The 16,869-nt window shown below is 46.8% G+C and carries 14 protein-coding genes and 5 tRNA genes; 3 read left to right on the top strand and 16 right to left on the bottom strand.

The window, feature by feature from the left end:
* Positions 1–139: 139 nt before the first annotated feature.
* The 10 genes from Q9M42_RS07035 to Q9M42_RS06990 form a co-directional block, all read right to left on the bottom strand.
* Positions 140–751 (bottom strand): superoxide dismutase, encoded by a 612-nt coding sequence (locus Q9M42_RS07035; RefSeq protein WP_091611828.1) that lies wholly within the window; start codon positions 749–751, stop codon positions 140–142.
* Between the two features lie 365 nt (positions 752–1,116).
* Positions 1,117–1,209 (bottom strand) — tRNA-Ser (locus Q9M42_RS07030).
* 30 nt (positions 1,210–1,239) lie between these two features.
* Positions 1,240–1,316: transfer RNA gene (locus Q9M42_RS07025), tRNA-Ile, on the bottom strand.
* Positions 1,317–1,340: 24 nt separating this feature from the next.
* A tRNA-His gene (locus Q9M42_RS07020) sits at positions 1,341–1,416 on the bottom strand.
* A 21-nt stretch (positions 1,417–1,437) separates the two neighbouring features.
* Positions 1,438–1,514: transfer RNA gene (locus tag Q9M42_RS07015), tRNA-Met, on the bottom strand.
* 1 nt (position 1,515) lies between these two features.
* Positions 1,516–1,590: transfer RNA gene (locus Q9M42_RS07010), tRNA-Asn, on the bottom strand.
* 78 nt (positions 1,591–1,668) lie between these two features.
* Entirely contained in the window at positions 1,669–2,151 is a 483-nt protein-coding gene (locus tag Q9M42_RS07005; protein ID WP_322525781.1) for a DUF456 domain-containing protein, read from the bottom strand.
* A 93-nt stretch (positions 2,152–2,244) separates the two neighbouring features.
* Entirely contained in the window at positions 2,245–3,876 is a 1,632-nt protein-coding gene (locus Q9M42_RS07000; protein WP_322525780.1) for a Na/Pi cotransporter family protein, read from the bottom strand.
* Between the two features lie 193 nt (positions 3,877–4,069).
* On the bottom strand, positions 4,070–4,717 hold the full coding sequence (locus Q9M42_RS06995; protein WP_322525779.1) for an NfeD family protein: 648 nt from the start codon (positions 4,715–4,717) through the stop codon (positions 4,070–4,072).
* Positions 4,718–4,910: 193 nt separating this feature from the next.
* Positions 4,911–5,810 (bottom strand): DUF1002 domain-containing protein, encoded by a 900-nt coding sequence (locus Q9M42_RS06990; RefSeq protein WP_322525778.1) that lies wholly within the window; start codon positions 5,808–5,810, stop codon positions 4,911–4,913.
* Positions 5,811–6,125: 315 nt separating this feature from the next.
* Between Q9M42_RS06990 and ispG the strand changes: the two genes are divergently transcribed.
* The gene (ispG, locus tag Q9M42_RS06985; protein ID WP_079476828.1) at positions 6,126–7,253 is read left to right on the top strand and encodes a flavodoxin-dependent (E)-4-hydroxy-3-methylbut-2-enyl-diphosphate synthase; all 1,128 of its coding nucleotides are present in this window, start codon (positions 6,126–6,128) and stop codon (positions 7,251–7,253) included.
* A 79-nt stretch (positions 7,254–7,332) separates the two neighbouring features.
* On the opposite strand, the gene Q9M42_RS06980 is transcribed toward ispG, so the two are convergent.
* Genes Q9M42_RS06980 through Q9M42_RS06965 form a run of 4 tightly spaced genes read right to left on the bottom strand, consistent with a single transcriptional unit; the run spans position 7,333 to position 10,320 of the window.
* A complete protein-coding gene (locus Q9M42_RS06980; protein ID WP_322525777.1) occupies positions 7,333–7,776 on the bottom strand; it encodes a Fur family transcriptional regulator in 444 nt (147 codons plus the stop codon).
* Positions 7,754–8,614, bottom strand: a complete 861-nt coding sequence (locus tag Q9M42_RS06975) for a metal ABC transporter permease (RefSeq protein ID WP_322525776.1) — start codon at positions 8,612–8,614, stop codon at positions 7,754–7,756. Before Q9M42_RS06975 ends, Q9M42_RS06980 begins: the two co-directional genes overlap by 23 nt.
* A 48-nt stretch (positions 8,615–8,662) precedes the next feature.
* Positions 8,663–9,541 carry a metal ABC transporter permease gene (locus Q9M42_RS06970; RefSeq protein WP_322525775.1) on the bottom strand — a complete coding sequence of 293 codons (879 nt, stop codon included), beginning with the start codon at positions 9,539–9,541 and terminating at the stop codon, positions 8,663–8,665.
* Positions 9,541–10,320 (bottom strand): metal ABC transporter ATP-binding protein, encoded by a 780-nt coding sequence (locus Q9M42_RS06965; RefSeq protein WP_440972316.1) that lies wholly within the window; start codon positions 10,318–10,320, stop codon positions 9,541–9,543. The genes Q9M42_RS06970 and Q9M42_RS06965 overlap by 1 nt, the downstream gene beginning before the upstream one ends.
* A gap of 188 nt (positions 10,321–10,508) precedes the next feature.
* Here Q9M42_RS06965 and ppx point away from each other — a divergent pair, with 188 nt between their 5' ends.
* Positions 10,509–12,086 carry an exopolyphosphatase gene (gene ppx / locus Q9M42_RS06960; RefSeq protein ID WP_322525773.1) on the top strand — a complete coding sequence of 526 codons (1,578 nt, stop codon included), beginning with the start codon at positions 10,509–10,511 and terminating at the stop codon, positions 12,084–12,086.
* Between the two features lie 96 nt (positions 12,087–12,182).
* Positions 12,183–14,291 (top strand): RNA degradosome polyphosphate kinase, encoded by a 2,109-nt coding sequence (locus Q9M42_RS06955; RefSeq protein WP_322525772.1) that lies wholly within the window; start codon positions 12,183–12,185, stop codon positions 14,289–14,291.
* A 124-nt stretch (positions 14,292–14,415) separates the two neighbouring features.
* On the opposite strand, the gene Q9M42_RS06950 is transcribed toward Q9M42_RS06955, so the two are convergent.
* Both Q9M42_RS06950 and Q9M42_RS06945 read right to left on the bottom strand, forming a co-directional pair.
* Positions 14,416–15,318: a deoxyribonuclease IV gene (locus Q9M42_RS06950; RefSeq protein WP_322525771.1), complete on the bottom strand. Its 903-nt coding sequence runs from the start codon at positions 15,316–15,318 to the stop codon at positions 14,416–14,418.
* Positions 15,319–15,329: 11 nt separating this feature from the next.
* Positions 15,330–16,628, bottom strand: coding sequence for a DEAD/DEAH box helicase (locus Q9M42_RS06945; RefSeq protein WP_322525770.1), 1,299 nt, complete (start codon positions 16,626–16,628; stop codon positions 15,330–15,332).
* Positions 16,629–16,869: the final 241 nt, after the last annotated feature.

The raw sequence follows: 16,869 nt of genomic DNA, 5'->3' as shown, positions 1-16,869 counted from the left end.
AATCCCTCTCTTAATATATGTAAATTTGCTTGTTTCCAGTTAAGTATAGCATAGAAAAAAGCCGCTGCCGAACTTCTGCTCTCTTCCTAAAGCAGAAAAAATCCGTTCCCCATTTCCGGGAACGGATTCTTGAAATATATTATTTAGCTGCCTGATAGTTCTTTTCAACTTCGTCCCAGTTTACAACATTCCAGAATGCTGCTACATAATCCGGACGACGGTTTTGATACTTCAGGTAATACGCGTGCTCCCAAACGTCCAGGCCAAGGAGTGGAGTTTTTCCTTCCATGATCGGGGAATCCTGGTTAAGCGTATCCATAAGCTCAAGCTCGCCGTTGTTTAATACGAGCCATGCCCAGCCTGAACCAAAACGTCCAACTGCTGTTGCGCCGAACTCTTCTTTGAATTTGTCAAAGCTTCCCCACTTGCTCTTAATGGCATCTGCCACTTCGCCTTTTGGTTCGCCGCCGCCATTAGGGCTGAGAAGCTTCCAGAAAATGGAGTGGTTGGAGTGGCCGCCGCCGTTATTTCTTACTGCGGTACGGATATCTTCAGGCACAGCGTTCAAATCGCTGATCAGTTCATCAACGCTTTTGTTTTGAAGGTCGCTGTGATTTTCCAAGGCTGAATTTAATTTTGTCACATACGTGTTATGGTGTTTATCATGGTGAATGTTCATTGTCTGCTCATCAATATGAGGCTCTAATGCGTTTGGTGCGTAAGGTAGATCTGGTAGTTGATGTGTACTCATACAAAATGCCCTCCTTGAAAGTTCTGGTGGTTTGTTCAAAGTGACTTTGCGATAATTTAGTATACAAAATTACACTTAGTCTACTTTCACTCTACCAAAACAATTCTTATTTTTCAAATCGGCTTTCTGCTTTATTCAAACTAGAAAGCCTGCCACGGATGATTATTCCCTTATGCTTCTTCTTTAAACATAAAAATACTGCAAGTTTTTGCTGCATCCGGCAAAACCAAATAATCAAATCCGGCTCTATTGCCGAATGACTCCCGTTTCGGGCGGAGCTTCCTTCAAAATAAAAAAACTTTCCCGTTCAGGACGGAAAAGTTTGCTGCGCAGTTATATAAGAATTGATATTTAAATAATAACTATGGCGGAGGAAGAGGGATTCGAACCCTCGCGAGCCGTAAAGCTCCTAACGGTTTTCGAGACCGTCCCCTTCAGCCGTACTTGGGTATTCCTCCAGATACATATTTACCCACTGCTTCTTAAAGTGGTGGACCCTGTAGGACTCGAACCTACGACCGGACGGTTATGAGCCGTCTGCTCTAACCAACTGAGCTAAGGGTCCTTAAAAGTATTGCAGACAAAAAAATGGGGCGGTTGATGGGAATTGAACCCACGAGTGCCGGAACCACAATCCGGTGCGTTAACCACTTCGCCACAACCGCCGTATGAATATGTAAATATATTGGTAGCGGCGGAGGGGATCGAACCCCCGACCTCACGGGTATGAACCGTACGCTCTAGCCAGCTGAGCTACGCCGCCATGGCTCCGCAGGCAGGATTCGAACCTGCGACCAATCGGTTAACAGCCGATTGCTCTACCACTGAGCTACTGCGGAATGTGTTACTGCCGTTTTTACGACAGTAATTACTATATCATTTCCCTAAAAACGCGTCAAACAGATTTTTGTATTTCTTTAAACAAGAATTATTATAATATAAATGGCATTCACTAGCAATATACCGCCCTTTATAACAACGCTTGCGACAAATCCCCCGACAGACCCTACACCAATTTTACCAAGCTGCTTCCACGATTTCTGACCTCCGATTAACTCTCCGATAACAGCTCCAGCAAGCGCGCCAATCAGAATACCGGCGACCGGAATAATAAACGGGCCGATGACCAGACCGATCAGGCTCCCCCAGATGCCGTATTTCGTACCACCGCTCCGTTGGATACCATAATAATTAGCCACGTAATCGATTACAAACAGCAGTACCGCAATGACTGCCTGAATTACCCAGTAGACTAAACCTATGTCCGCAAACCCGTAGCCCAGTGCAAACATAAGGGCAGCAGCAGCGTGAAAAATACCGCCCGGCAGAATCGGATAAACAACCGCGACAAGCGCCAGTGCGTAGCAGGCAATCCCCAGTAAATACCATATTAGTTCCATACGTACCTCCCTTTGCAGATATATTGTTATTCTATAGCCGCTTTTCTCCTTATATAATCAATAAAAAGAAGGAGGCGGGCCTCCTTCTTTTTATTATGAAACTTCCCGGTCATCGAGTACCGTTTCGGCAATATTCACGGAATGGTCGCCGATACGCTCTAAATTACTGATCATGTCGACAAACACGATACCAGCAGAACCAGAGCATCTGCCTTCATTCAGGCGCAGAATGTGCTTTTTACGCAGCTTCCGCTCCATCTTATCGATATCTTCCTCCTGTCTGGCAACCTGCTGGGCAATCTCATAATCATCTTTTTCAAGTGCTTCAACAGCACGGTTAAACGTGCTGATCGTCAGCGTGAACATTTCATTTAAATCTTTGTACGCTTCTTCTGAGAGCGTCACTTTGTTGGTGAGCTGATAGTCCACGAGCTCCATCACATTCTCCATATGGTCGCCGACACGTTCAATGTCGCGGACAGTGTCCATCACGACTGAGTGCTTCCTCGAATTTTCTCTAGACAGGGAGCGTGCAGAAATACCGATCAAGTAATCTGTAATATCTTTATCAAGATTGTTGATCGCTTCTTCGTACCGCACGATTTTTTCCGCGTCTTTTTTGTTTTTCGTTTCCAGATAGCTTTCGCTTTTTCTAAGGCCCTTACCTGCATATTCAGCCATCCGGAGCGTTTCAAGCTTTGCCTGATCCAAAGCGATTGCAGGGGACTGATAAATAAAGCTTGGATCCAGATGCTTCGGTTTGTATTCAATTTCTTCGTCACTTCCAGGGACGAGCTTGGTTACTATATATGCCAGAACCCCGACAAACGGCAGCTGGATAATCACGTTCGATATATTAAATATACCGTGCGCAAAAGCTATCGTCATCGGCTGGTTTAAATTAAGCGCATCCTGCAGAAAACTGATGAAGGCTGTATAAGGAACAAGCAGAATAAGAATGATCGTTGCGCCGATCAAGTTAAAGATAACGTGCGTCAATGCAGTGCGCTTTGCTGCCACAGAAGCTCCTATAGCCGCGATGACCGCTGTGACGGTGGTCCCTATGTTATCCCCAAAAAGTATTGGAAGCGCAGCATCCAGTGATATCGCATTTTGCGTATACAGCTCCTGAAGCAGCCCGATCGTCGCTGAGGAACTCTGCAGCCCTACTGTAAAGACCACCCCTACCAGTAATCCTAAAAGCGGGTTGTTACTCATGCTGATGGTTAAATCATTAAATGCCGGCAGTTCCTCGAGCGGTGCCACTCCGTCTCCCATAAGTGATAGTCCGAAAAACAGGGCACCGAAGCCGAAAAAAGTTTGTCCTATATTGCTTACTTTTTTGTTTTTAAAGAAAAAGATCATTACTGTACCAATAAATATAATCGGAAGAGCATATTCTTCGAGTTTAATCCCGATAATAAACGCCGTTACCGTTGTCCCGACGTTTGCCCCCATAATAACTCCGATCGCCTGCCGCAGCGTCATAAAGCCGGCGCTTACGAGGCCGACCGTAAGTACTGTAGTTCCTGAACTTGATTGAATAAGTATAGTGACGATAATTCCAACCAGTACGCCCATAAATGGGTTGGAGGTGAATTTATCCAGAAGATCCCGGAGCCTGTCGCCAGCAATTTTCTGCAGACCATCTCCCATGTATTTAATTCCGAACAGGAATATCCCCAAACCACCAAAAAAAGTAAACAAAATCGTTTGAATATCCAAACTCTACATCCCCTTAGTCGCTTTATGAATTTTGGCAGTTTTTTGCCGCACCCAATCTATTTTTAAAGTAAATTGAATGGTTTGTAAAGGAAATATTAATTTTTCCCGAAGTTATTTAGCTTTTGTTTTTTCCGTAAGAAAAAGAGCAAGCCGCAGCTTCCTCTTTTTTCATTAATATCCTTTTATATGGAAATTACTGCTCTTTTACAGCCGGCTCTAGCCGCTTAACACGGATGCGTGTCCCGTCTACAGATGTTACTTCAATTTCTTCTTCAGCATTCAGCCACTGATCGCCGCTGGTAGCACTGTAGCGCTCTCCTTCAATATCAATCGTCCCCGTTGGGCGGAAAGGAGTAACGGTGGTCCCCGTTTTGCCGACCAGCCCTTCATACGTCTGATTCATTGAGTTATAGCCCTGTTCGCTCGTCAAGCTATCCTTAAGCATCAGCTTCGACCACAGATCCCGCCGCGGGAAAACCTTCAGGAAAAACATCGCTGAAATGGCCCCGGCCAAAAAGCCGAAAATAACGAGGACTCCGTAAATAATAGTAGGAGTCGGCACAGCGATAGATACTCCCATTAACAGGAGACCTACAATAGAGACAGTTCCGTCTCCAATAAGCTTGCCGTCAAGCAGGATCAGCCCAAGACCGGCTGCATATAATACAAGCACCCAGATGCCGGCCGCCCCTTCAAGATGATAGGAAAAGAATAAGACCATAAAGGCTGTTCCCAGAATAAAAAATAAGCTTTTGGACTTAACTAGAAACTCTGAGATTAAAAACATTGTTCCAAGAAAAACAACAATAAAGCCGACACTCGGGTTCGCTAACCATTCCATTGTATATACTCCCTTCCATAAACTTCTGTAATCACTGACTAATGCGGCTCGTAAAAGCTTGGTAATCATATATACGCGTAAACACCCGTAATCGTTTCACAATTATTGTAACTCTTCTGTCTTCCGGTTGTCAGCTTTAAGCGTCTTCTTTGCAAAAAAAAGAAGCCACGCGGCCTCTTTTCTTTTATTAATATTATGCTGATTCTTCAGAGTCGCTGTTAAACCATCCCTGCACGGAATCAAGCATCTGTTCGAGGAAAGCAACGATGCGCGAAAGGAAATTCTGCGTATCTTCACTGTTTACAAAGCTGTCGATGTTTTCCGAAGCTTTATCAAGCTGACTCTCCATCTGTGACCAGTCGATATTTAAGTTCTGCATCCGGTCGAATAAGGACACAAGCTCATCTGTCTGCTCTTCGCTCAGTTCAATATTCATATCGCCTGAAACATTCTGCACGATGACCCGGATATCTTCCGTATTATTAATTTCTGTGTTGTTTATTTCCTGCTTGATTTGTGTAATTAGTGTTGTTGCTTCTTCTTTACCGATATCTTCACCAAGCTCAGATGTTTTGGCAATCTCTTCATTTGCCACCTGTTTTTGATCCTCGGATATGTTGACATTGTTCTGCTGTTCGTAGGCTTTTAAAATACCGGTCAGTGCTGCCGTTCCGGATACCTCAAACGGAGCTGTCACGTAAACCTCTGCATCCTCTACTCCCGCTGTTGCCAGCGCGTTTGCATACATTCCTTCTGTAACTGTATCTATTTTATTCGTTTCAATATCGATGCCTTCCCCGTCTTCAGCTGCAGTAATTTTTGCAGAAGATAACGCGCGCGAACCAATTTCAGAGCTGCTTAAATAATCTCCAAGATACTGGTATTCTTCTTCATTTGTGACCTCCACGACCGGTACTTCCCCTTCAGTCACATCCATCTCTTCAAGCATAGAACTTCTTTGATCTGAAGACAGGTCCTGGCCGAGCGTCACCGTTACATCTCCTGCTGCAGCGTCTGCTGACGCCTCCTGGCTCACCCCAAGAACCCCTAACGTAACTACCCCGGCTGCTAATGTCTGCTGCCACCACTTCATTATGCCCAACTCTCCTTCTTATGCCCTTTCATTTCCAATCCTATACTTTGACGACCAATATTTTTATATTCGTCGCATCTATAGTCGTAAGCTCCGGGAAAAAGTTACACCGCCCGCATCCTTTCGTTAGTTTCTCATCATTTTACAAAATACCGGCTTTTGCAATTCCGATTTCCGCTCTCTGGAAGCAACTGCTTGCCAAGAGTACACACCCACTGATACAATTACGATGTGTTATAGACCACTATTAACTATTGTTGTTGCATTAGACGAGGCACGAAATAAATTCACCAATATAAAGGGGCGAATGGATACATGAGCCAAATAACCCACCGCAGCGAAACCCGAGCAGTCAAAGTAGGTAATGTGACGATCGGTGGCAGTAATGAAGTAGTAGTACAAAGCATGACCACAACAAAAACTCACGACGTGGAAGCGACCGTCGCAGAAATTCATCGCCTTGAAGAGGCCGGATGCCAGATTGTCCGCGTCGCATGCCCACAAATGAAGGATGCTGAAGCAATTCCAAAAATTAAACAGCGCATCAATATTCCGCTCGTTGTCGATATCCACTTCGACTATAATATGGCCTTGAAAGCTATTGAAGGCGGCGCTGATAAAATCCGGATCAATCCGGGCAACATCGGGAAACGGGAAAAAGTGGAAGAGGTTGTTGAGGCAGCCAAAGCCAAAGGCATTCCGATCCGTATCGGTGTAAACGCCGGATCCCTCGAAAAACGGATCCTTGATAAATACGGATATCCAACTGCAGACGGAATGGTCGAAAGTGCTCTCTACCATATTTCCATCCTTGAAGAGCTCGGCTTTTACGATATCATCGTTTCGATGAAAGCTTCAGACGTACACCTGGCTATTGAAGCTTATGAAAAAGCGGCTCAGGCATTCAGTTACCCGCTTCACCTTGGGATTACTGAATCAGGCACTCAATTCGCAGGCACGGTCAAAAGCTCTGCCGGACTCGGTGCTATTCTGAGTAAAGGAATCGGAAGTACACTACGTATTTCCCTCAGTGCCGATCCGGTAGAGGAAGTAAAAGTCGGACGCGAGCTGCTGAAAACATTCGGCCTCGCATCCAACGCGGCTACTCTTATTTCATGTCCGACCTGCGGACGTATTGAAATTGATTTGATCAGCATTGCCAACGACGTGGAAGAATACATTTCCACAATTAAAGCTCCGATTAAGGTAGCCGTGCTCGGCTGCGCCGTTAACGGTCCCGGCGAAGCAAGAGAAGCCGATATCGGTATTGCCGGTGCAAAAGGCGAAGGTCTTCTTTTCCGTCACGGGGAAATTATCCGGAAGGTTCCGGAAGAAACCATGGTGGAAGAGCTGAAGATCGAAGTTGATAAAATTGCTGAAGAGCACTACGCTAAAGAAGCAGAAAAAGAACGGGAAGCAAAAGAAAAAGAACTGACAAATTAAGCTCTCGACGCAAAAAAGCTCCACCCATTTAAGGGCGGAGCTTTTTTTGTTTCCCCTGTTATTGCTGTAGCACCTATGATTATGCCGGCGCAGCTTCCTTGTGTTTCGCTTTTTTGCATTCCGAACAAAGGCCGTAAATTTCAAATTTATGCCCCGTTACTTCAAAACCGCCGTCGACGTTTTCATTCAGCCAGTCCATCGGACACGTCTCAATTTCTCTCGTTTTTCCGCACTCGAGGCAGATAAGGTGGTGATGATGGACCGTTGTTGAACAGGAAAAACGAAAATGCATTTCTCCTTCAAGCTCTGTCATCTCGAGAATATCCATTTCCTCGAATATGGACAGATTGCGATAGACAGTGTCCACGCTCATTCCCGGGTAATTTTTCTGCAGGGAATGCAGTACTTCCTTCGCTGTCAAATAGCGTTTTTCATCTGAAAAAAGCTGGAGCAGCTCTTTACGCTTGGCTGTATATTTAAACCCTTGTTCCTTCATAATATTAAGCGCTTTGGTGACGTTCATATTTAAGCCTCCTGTTTCTTTTCCAGTTGATCCATACTCTGAGAACTAAAGTCGCAAAAAGTATAAAAGCAGCTGTCACTACAGTGCCGCCTCCGGAAGCAATGCCAAGAAATATGGATCCAGTCACACCGGCTGCCACGGAGGCTTCCCCGATAATAACAGCAATCAGAAGCATTCGTTTAAAGCCGGAAGCCCACTGCATGGCGGCCGCTGCCGGCAGCGTAATCAACGCCCCGGCAAGCAGCACTCCGACCACCTGCATCGATGCAGAAATAACAATCGCAAGTAGTACAGCAAGCAGTACATTGAAAATTTTAACTGGTATTCCAGCAGCAGCTGCCATTTCTTCATCGAAGGAAAGAAACATCAACTCCCTGCCAAACGCCGCAAGCAGCCCGAGAGCAGCAATCGTCATTACTCCGATAAACCAAAGGTCTTCCATCTGTACGGAGACCACACTTCCAAACAGATAGCCGTACCACTCCGTCACCCCGTCAGCGGATATAGACATAAATACAGCGCTCAGTCCTACCGCTGCCGCCATTAAAATCGGGGCGGCAAGCTCCTGGAAGCCTCCGTAGGTGTGACGTACCCGTTCAATGATCAACGAGCCGGCAAACGCAAATATAAAGCCGCTGTATAACGGATTGATATCCCAAAAAGCCTGCAGATTACCGGCGAGCACTCCTGCCGTTACGCCGGCAAGGGTAACGTGAGCGAGAGAATCTGCTATCAGCGAGGACCGGCGCACGACTAAAAACGAGCCGATCAAAGGTGCCGTCAGTCCAATCAACACCGCTGCTATAATGCTTCGTTCCACAAAATTAAAATCAAACATAGCCGTCACTCTCTATTCTTTATTTTACACAAGGATCGCTTATCTGTGCTATTGATTTGCTTTGTCCGCCCATTTCGCCTCTTCCCACGTACGCTGACGTATTCGTCCAGTGGCTTTTTCAGCCAGTACAACGAATGTCCATATAAGAAAGGAAATGACTGCGATTGTGCCGCCTGAGCTCAGGTCATAATAATATGAAGCAAAAAAGCCGGCCAGAACAGCTGTTTCTCCGAAAAGCACCGCATACAAAAACATACTTTTGAAGGTGGAAGCGATCCGGAGCGCTGCTGCCGCCGGCAGGGTAATTAAAGCGGACACGAGCAGCACTCCCAAAATAGATATGGAAGAAGCAACTATGACCGCTGCGATGCCGGCAAATAATAAATTCACTCTCTGCACCGGAATGCCGTTTACGGCAGCCTGTTCTTCGTCGAAAGCCAGGAATAATAATTCTTTATAAAACAGCAGAAACAACAGCAGTGATACAGCAGAAATAACACCAATTACCAGTGCATCTGCGGCATTTACCGTAAGAATGCTTCCAAATAAATAGTTAAACAAATCATTATTAAAACCATCCGCCAGAGAAATAAAAACGACTCCGAGCCCAATGGCTGAAGCCATCACCACCGGAATGGAAAGCTCCTGAAATGTTTGAAAACGCCGGCGCAGATACTCAATCACAAACGACACGATGAACGTAAATAAAATACCGGTATAAAGAGGGTTCCATTCGCTGAGCCACACCCAGAAGGAAGCGAGCCAGAGATGAAAGGCGATGCCGGTCAGCGCTGTATGCGACATCGCATCGGCGATCATCGGTGTTTTTCTGACCACTACGAACACACCTGCAGCCGGAGCGACCGCGCCGATCATGAGGCCGATGATGAGCGCATATCTTAAAAAATCAAATTCCAGAAAAATCATCAGGCTCCTCCTGCATGGTGATCGTGCTCGTGATGGATAATATGCACATCGTGTCCGTAAGCGCCGGCAAGATCACTTTCTTCAAATTCCCGTGTCGTTCCGTGAAAATGAAGCTGTTGGTTCAGGCAGGCTACTTTTGTCACATATTTGGTCATCGCTCCTACATCGTGGGTGACAAGTATAAGAGTAATACCCTTCTCCCTGTTCCAGTGGCTCAGCCGTTCATAAAACGCCTGAGCGGATGCAGCATCCACCCCCACGGTCGGTTCGTCCAAAATCAGTACCTCTGGGTCGCTAACAAGGGCACGTGCAATAAACACCCGCTGCTGCTGCCCCCCGGAAAGCCGACCCATATTCTTCTTTTTATAGCCGAGCATATCCACCTGCTCGAGCGCTTCGTGAATGCGCTGCCTGTCTTTACGATTCAAAAACCGGAGCAGCCCTTTTTTACCGTACAGTCCCATAGCTACGACTTCATATACCGTCACCGGGAATCCGGCATTAAAACGATTCGCTTTTTGAGAAACATAGCCGATCTTCGGCCATTGGTGAAATTGGCGTACGGGCGTTCCAAACCATCGCACTTCTCCCTTATAATGCTTGTGCAGGCCTAAAAGAACCCGGACGAGCGTAGATTTTCCCGAGCCGTTCGGCCCGACCAGACCTACGAAATCTCCGCGATTTATATTCATATTGATATCGTCCAATACGAGCTCTGACTCATAGCGAAACGAAAGATGATTCACTTCAAGCAGCGTGTTTGTTGAATCTTCCACCAGGAAGCCTCCTTCTTTCCAGAACAATTAGGAATCGTTACGATTTATTGATAGGAAAAGTATACAAAACCTTTTTGCTTCTGTAAATCTTCTTTGCTTAATCGTGTATACAATTCATGGTTATTCTTTGTATGATAGTTAATAGTAAAGCAATTAAACGAAATCAAATTTAATTCTAAGGAATGATGAAGATGTTTCAAGCGAAAGAAAAAGTCGCCGTTATCGATATAGGTTCCAACTCAATACGTCTTGTAATTAATGAAGTGGACGAAAAACGCGGATACCGCGAGCTTCATAATTTAAAAACCGTCGCCCGTCTGAGCAACCATATCGACGACCAGAACGCGCTTACCCATGAAGGAAGAGATATTCTGCTGCATACTCTCCAGCAGTTTGAAGAAGTTCTGCGCTTTCACGACGTTCAGACCATTCATGCTGTGGCCACCGCAGCTGTGCGCGGTGCCTCCAACCGTGAAGAAGTTCTACAGTATATTGAAGAACGCATCGATTTTCCCATCCGGGTTCTGTCCGGGGAAGAGGAAGCCTCCTATGGGTATCTTGCAGTAGTGAATTCCACCAGCCTGTCTGAAGGAATCACTATTGATATCGGGGGCGGCAGTACAGAAGTAACCATGTTTAAAAACAGGGAACTCGTTCGTACCCACAGCTTCCCTTTCGGCGCTCTGACATTAAAGCAGAAGTTTCTTCCAAATGATAACAAAGTCACCTCGAGCAACCTGAAGCAGATGAACAAATGGATTGAAAAACAATTTCAGAAGGTTTCCTGGCTGCAAAAAGAAGGGGAAAACCTTCCGGTCGTCGGTATCGGCGGCAGTTCCCGGAACATGGTGCTCGTGCACCAGGCCTCCATCAACTATCCTCTCGCCGGGCTGCACCAGTATTCCATGACCGGTGACGATATTGCCGAAACAATGGAGCTTCTTGAAAAATCAAGCTTATCCGAACGGGAAAATATCGAAGGGCTTTCCAAGGACCGGGCGGACGTCATTATTCCCGCCGTACGGATCATTTCCCAGCTCTATAAGCATATCGATGCCTCCTACTATTTAATCAGCAGCAAGGGCCTCCGTGACGGACTGTTGTTTGAAGAGCTGCTCCGGGATAAAATGTATCCCCATTTTCCGGACGTGATCGAGGAAAGCTTTTACCAGCTGAACCGGGAATTCGAGATTAACCCGGACTATGTGGATGAAGTTGGAAACATTGCTTCTTCCATGTACAACAGCCTGGAGCCGTATATTCCAAAATCCTATCTGCATGAAGACAACCACCGCCTGCTGAACCGCGCAGCCCAGGTTCTTTATATCGGGGAGTACATCAGCTCTGAAGCAAGCAGCCAGCACACCTTTTACATTTTAACCAACCGTTCCATCGACGGCATTACGCACGAAGAACGAATCGCCATGTCGCTTGTGTCATCCTTCAAATCTAAATCGATGTTTAAACAGTTCGCAAAGCCATTCCAGCCATATATGCAGAAAAACAGTCTGAAACGGCTCGAATTTCTTGGAAGCATTTTAAAATTCTCTTACTCGCTCAACCGCACGCGCCGCAATATCGTTTCCGGACTTGGCATTGAAAAAGAAGGCAAAGAGCTTCACTTCCATATATACTGCCGCGAGGGCATGCATTCCTCTTTTGAGGAAGCCAAAGCGGATAAGTATAAAAAACACCTGGAAAAAATGATCAACCGTGAGATTGTGCTTCACTTCCACGAGCAATCGCCGGTTTCTGCTTTTTCCAGCTGAACAATGCTTTTTTCGTGAATCTTTACATGCACTTAACATTTCGTTGATACAATTGGCCCAGGAGCGACCAGGGTGTAAAGAAAGGCGGATTCTACCATGACCGAAACGACTCAGACACATATTGACCTTGAAAACCCAGCATATTATAACAACCGGGAGATCAGCTGGCTTGCGTTTAATGAGCGCGTGCTCGAAGAGGCGCTCGACGAGACCAATCCACTCCTTGAACGCCTGCGGTTTTTAGGTATCTTCAGCTCCAACCTGGATGAATTTTTCATGGTTCGGGTGGCAGGGTTAAAAGACCAGGTAAAAGCAGGGTTCAATAAACCCGAAAACAAAGCCGGGCTCACGCCGAAGCAGCAGCTCTCGGCCATCACCGAAAAAAACTCAGAGCTTGTGCGGCTGCAGGATCATTTTTTTACGGAAACAGCTGTCCCGCTGCTGGCCTCAGAAAATATCCGTTTTCTTTCGACGCTTGAATTAAACAGCGGCCAGTATGAATATATCCAGGAATATTTCATGTCCAATATTATGCCGGTGCTGACACCGATGGCCGTAGACGCCTACCGCCCGTTTCCTATGCTTTTAAACAAATCCCTGAATCTGGCCGTCCGGCTCCAGAAAGAAGCCGGTTATGAAAAAGAGAGCATTGCGATTGTACAGGTACCCGGGGTGCTCCCCCGCTTCCTTGTGCTTCCATCATCCGACGGCAGCCGGGAGTATATTCTGCTTGAGCAGGTACTGGCAGAATTTATCCATATGCTCTTCAAGGGTTTTACCGTCGTAAGTGCTTCTCCGTTCCGGATCACCCGGAACGCAGATTTAACCATTCATGAGGAGGGCGCCCGCGATCTGCTCCGCGAAATTGAAAAAGAATTAAAAAAACGCAAATGGGGAGCCGCTGTTCGTTTGGAATGCCAGCACGGCATGATGGATGACTATATTCTTGAGTTTCTGCTCGAAGCCCTCGAGGTTCACCCAGACGACGTGTATACCCTGAAGGGGCCGATCGATTTAACTTTCCTGTTTCCGCTCTGTGAGGAACTCGCGCCGGAATGGGAGCATCTTGTGTATGAAACGCTTATCCCCCAGCCGCCGGAGGATTTGATTACTGATTCCGATGTGTTTAATGCTTCCGATAACCGGGACATTTTACTGCACCATCCTTATGAATCATTCCAGCCCGTTATCGACTTTATTTCCACAGCAGCCGACGACCCGGACGTTTTAGCGATTAAGCAGACTCTTTACCGGGTCAGTGGGGACTCCCCCATTATTGCTGCACTGGCAAGAGCGGCGGAACAGGGTAAACAGGTGACGGTCCTCGTCGAGCTGAAGGCACGCTTTGATGAAGAAAATAATATCCAATGGGCGAAAACCCTTGAGAAATCCGGTGTTCACGTCATTTACGGTATTACATCACTGAAAACCCACAGTAAAATTGTGCTGATCGTCAAGAAGACAGCAGATGGCATCAAGAGGTATGTGCATCTTGGTACCGGCAACTACAACGATTCCACCGCTAAAGTGTACACCGATATGGGCATGATTACGACCCGCCCCTCCTTCGGTGAGGATGCCACTAACTTTTTTAATCATTTAAGCGGCTTTTCCCAGCAGCCGTACTGGAATGAAATCAGCACTTCTCCGGAAGGGATACGCGAGGAGCTGATTCATTTAATCCAGCGGGAGATTGACTGCCACCGCCAGGACGGAAGCGGGCATATTATTGCCAAAATGAATTCGTTAACAGATAAAGAGCTCATTATTAAACTGTATGAAGCCTCCCGGGCCGGTGTACGCATTGAACTTATTGTGCGCGGTATCTGCTGCCTGAAACCAGGAATCCCCGGAGTGAGCGAAAGCATCACCGTCCGCAGCATCGTCGGCCGTTTCCTTGAGCATACCCGTATTTTTTATTTTGCCAACAGCGCCCGTGACGACTATTATTTGTCGTCGGCTGACTGGATGACAAGAAACATGGAAAAACGAATTGAAATCATGTTTCCAGTCTACGAACCTATTTTAAAAAAGCGGCTCAGTGCCATTTTGGAGCTGATCCTGCAGGATAATGTGAAGGCAAGGGAGCAGTACAGCAGCGGTTATTATCATTACGTTGAGCCTGCGCCCGGAGAGCCCGCCGTTAACAGCCAGCTGGTATTGTTTGAGTGGGCATCGAGATTTCTTGATATGAACAACGAATAAAGCAAGCACGCCCCGCATGAATGCATGTGGGGCGTGCTTGTTGCTATCCTTGTTCCTAATGCCTTTTCCTGGGCTTCCAGAAATAAAAAAGCATGAACGCTTCACGCGTTCATGCAGAAGACATTTACACCTCTGCCGGCATTAATTCATCCCGCCAGTCCGCTTTCCATTCTTTTTGTCTGAGCATCGCAATTTCGTGCTTATACGGTGGTTTTTTATTTTTCTTATCTGTGCCGACATAAGGTGTTTCCAGTATTTTAGGCACAGAAGCAAACGCCTCGTGATGCACAATTTCTGCTAACGTACTGTAGCCGATATAGCCGTAACCAATATTTTCGTGACGGTCTTTACCTGCTCCGCGTTCGTTTTTGCTGTCGTTAATATGAAGCACCTTCAGCCGGTCGAGGCCGACATAATGATCGAACGACTCCAGCACGCCGTCCAGATCCCCCACGATATCGTAGCCCGCATCATGCGTGTGGCACGTATCAAAGCAGACACTCAGTTTATCGTTGTGAGTTACTCCACTGATAATCTCCGAAAGCTCTTCAAAGCTTATTCCGCACTCCGAGCCTTTGCCCGCCATTGTTTCAAGCGCGATTTGCACCTTCTGGTCCGGATAAATAACTTCATTTAAGCCCTCGATAATTTTTTTAATGCCTGCTTCTGTGCCGGCTCCAACGTGCGCCCCCGGGTGAAGAACAATCTGCTTTGCCCCGAGCGACTCGGATCTGCTGATTTCATTGCGCAGAAAATCCACACCCAGCTGAAATGTTTCCGGCTTGGTTGTATTGCCGATATTAATAATATACGGTGCATGGACCACTACCTCTTCAATGCCGTTTTCTTTCATGTGGGCGTGCCCGTTTTCGATATTTAATTCTTCGATCGGTTTGCGCCGGGTGTTCTGCGGCGCTCCTGTATAAATCATCATCGCTGTCGCTCCGTACGAAGCCGCTTCTTCACTTGAACCAAGAAGCATTTTTTTTCCGTTCATGGATACATGCGAGCCTAAAAGCACAGTCATCACCTCAATTGTTATTTTCGTTTGCGGCGGCGGGACGCCGTCTGGTCTGCCATCGCTTTCTTCTTATAGCCCGGCTTCACTTTTTTCGGTTTTTTCACCGGCATGGCGTCAGGAGCAGGCGCAGGCTTGCGTTTCGTCTGCTTGGTGGCAAACAGCGGTTTGGAGAGCTCGGTCCACGTTCCTTTACGAAAGTCCATGAACGTGAAGCGGATACCTTGCTTTTGAAGAGAAAGAACGGCTTTCCGGTCGTCTTCTCCCATCAGAGTATAGGACTCTCCTGTCAGTCCGGCTCTCCCGGCACGGCCCGTCCGGTGAATAAAGTATTCCAGTTCCTTCGGCAGGCTGTAGTTAATAATGTGGGAAATACCCGGAATATCCATACCGCGGGCAGCAAGGTCGGTAGCTACCAGATACTGAACCTCCAGATTTTGAATCCGTTTCATGACCTGTTTGCGCTGCCTCGAAGGCAGACCGCCGTGCAGCACTTCTACCGGGTATTGTTTTTTGAACATTTCCCCTGCCAGTTCGTCCGCTTCCTCCTTCGTGCTTGCAAATATGATGGCAAGAAACGGCTGCAGCCGGTCTACAAGCTCCATTGTCACATCAAGACGGCTGCGGTGCCTGAGCGCGATGCCGTAATGTGTCATTTCTTTTGGCGTCGCATGCTCCGGCTTTACGTGCACATGCTTAGGATTGTTCATATATTTGCGCAGAAACGGCTGCAGGCTTTCCGGTACCGTTGCAGAAAATACCATCATCTGCAGGTTATCTGCCATTTTTCCGGCCACCGGATCAATTTCTTCCAAAAAGCCCATATCAAGCATCTGATCTGCTTCGTCAATGACGAGCATGCTTACCGTGTGTACATTGATAACATTTTCTCCAACCATATCCTTCAGCCGCCCTGGAGTGGCTACAATAATGTGCGGTGGGTTACGGAGCTGCTCCATCACTCTGGAGCGGTCCGTGCCCCCGGATACCTGCTTGGCACGTACCGAAGAGGTTTCATCTTCATCCGTAATTTCCTTCAGGACACCGAAAATCTGGCCGGCGAGCTCCCGGGTAGGTGCTGTAATGACTGCCTGCACTTCCGCTCTGGAGGTGTCGATTCTGCTCAGAATTGGCAGCAGATACGCAAGTGTTTTCCCTGATCCGGTCTGCGACTGGCCGATAACATCCTTGCCATTAATCGCGGCGGGCATCAGCCGTTCCTGAATATCCGTTGGTTTTTGAATTCGTTTTTTATCCAGCAGCTTGAGGGCGTATGCCGGAATATTGTATTGTTTAAAGCGGTTTTCCACGCTGTTCACCTAACTCTCTTTTCATTTACGCATTTTTTGCATCTCCATATTTTATCATAGTTAAAATAGAAACCATAGCTTCTCCTCTGCTTCTGTTCACAAAATATTAAAGGAATGCATCCCTTCAGCCGTCCTTTCTTTTCAACCAGACGCTTAGGTAGTATAATGAATCCAGAATCGTTTTACATGACTGCATACGTAAAGTCAGCGCGTACACGCAAGACCTCACGGTTCAAATTATGAAACAGGA

Origin of the sequence: Marinococcus luteus (genome assembly GCF_034497705.1) — a bacterium.
Classification (GTDB): Bacteria; Bacillota; Bacilli; order Bacillales; family Marinococcaceae; genus Marinococcus; species Marinococcus luteus_A.
The sequence above is the reverse complement of the archived record's forward strand: the minus strand, read 5'-3'. Positions and strand labels throughout refer to the sequence as shown.

What these genes read in the sequence shown, in the direction of transcription:
- Q9M42_RS07035 (WP_091611828.1), bottom strand. Translation starts at nt 751, where the DNA reads ATGAGTACACATCAACTACCAGATCTACCTTACGCACCAAACGCATTA.
- Q9M42_RS07005 (WP_322525781.1), bottom strand. Translation starts at nt 2,151, where the DNA reads ATGGAACTAATATGGTATTTACTGGGGATTGCCTGCTACGCACTGGCG.
- Q9M42_RS06995 (WP_322525779.1), bottom strand. Translation starts at nt 4,717, where the DNA reads ATGGAATGGTTAGCGAACCCGAGTGTCGGCTTTATTGTTGTTTTTCTT.
- Q9M42_RS06990 (WP_322525778.1), bottom strand. Translation starts at nt 5,810, where the DNA reads ATGAAGTGGTGGCAGCAGACATTAGCAGCCGGGGTAGTTACGTTAGGG.
- ispG (WP_079476828.1), top strand. Translation starts at nt 6,126, where the DNA reads ATGAGCCAAATAACCCACCGCAGCGAAACCCGAGCAGTCAAAGTAGGT.
- Q9M42_RS06980 (WP_322525777.1), bottom strand. Translation starts at nt 7,776, where the DNA reads ATGAACGTCACCAAAGCGCTTAATATTATGAAGGAACAAGGGTTTAAA.
- Q9M42_RS06975 (WP_322525776.1), bottom strand. Translation starts at nt 8,614, where the DNA reads ATGTTTGATTTTAATTTTGTGGAACGAAGCATTATAGCAGCGGTGTTG.
- Q9M42_RS06970 (WP_322525775.1), bottom strand. Translation starts at nt 9,541, where the DNA reads ATGATTTTTCTGGAATTTGATTTTTTAAGATATGCGCTCATCATCGGC.
- ppx (WP_322525773.1), top strand. Translation starts at nt 10,509, where the DNA reads ATGTTTCAAGCGAAAGAAAAAGTCGCCGTTATCGATATAGGTTCCAAC.
- Q9M42_RS06955 (WP_322525772.1), top strand. Translation starts at nt 12,183, where the DNA reads ATGACCGAAACGACTCAGACACATATTGACCTTGAAAACCCAGCATAT.
- Q9M42_RS06950 (WP_322525771.1), bottom strand. Translation starts at nt 15,318, where the DNA reads ATGACTGTGCTTTTAGGCTCGCATGTATCCATGAACGGAAAAAAAATG.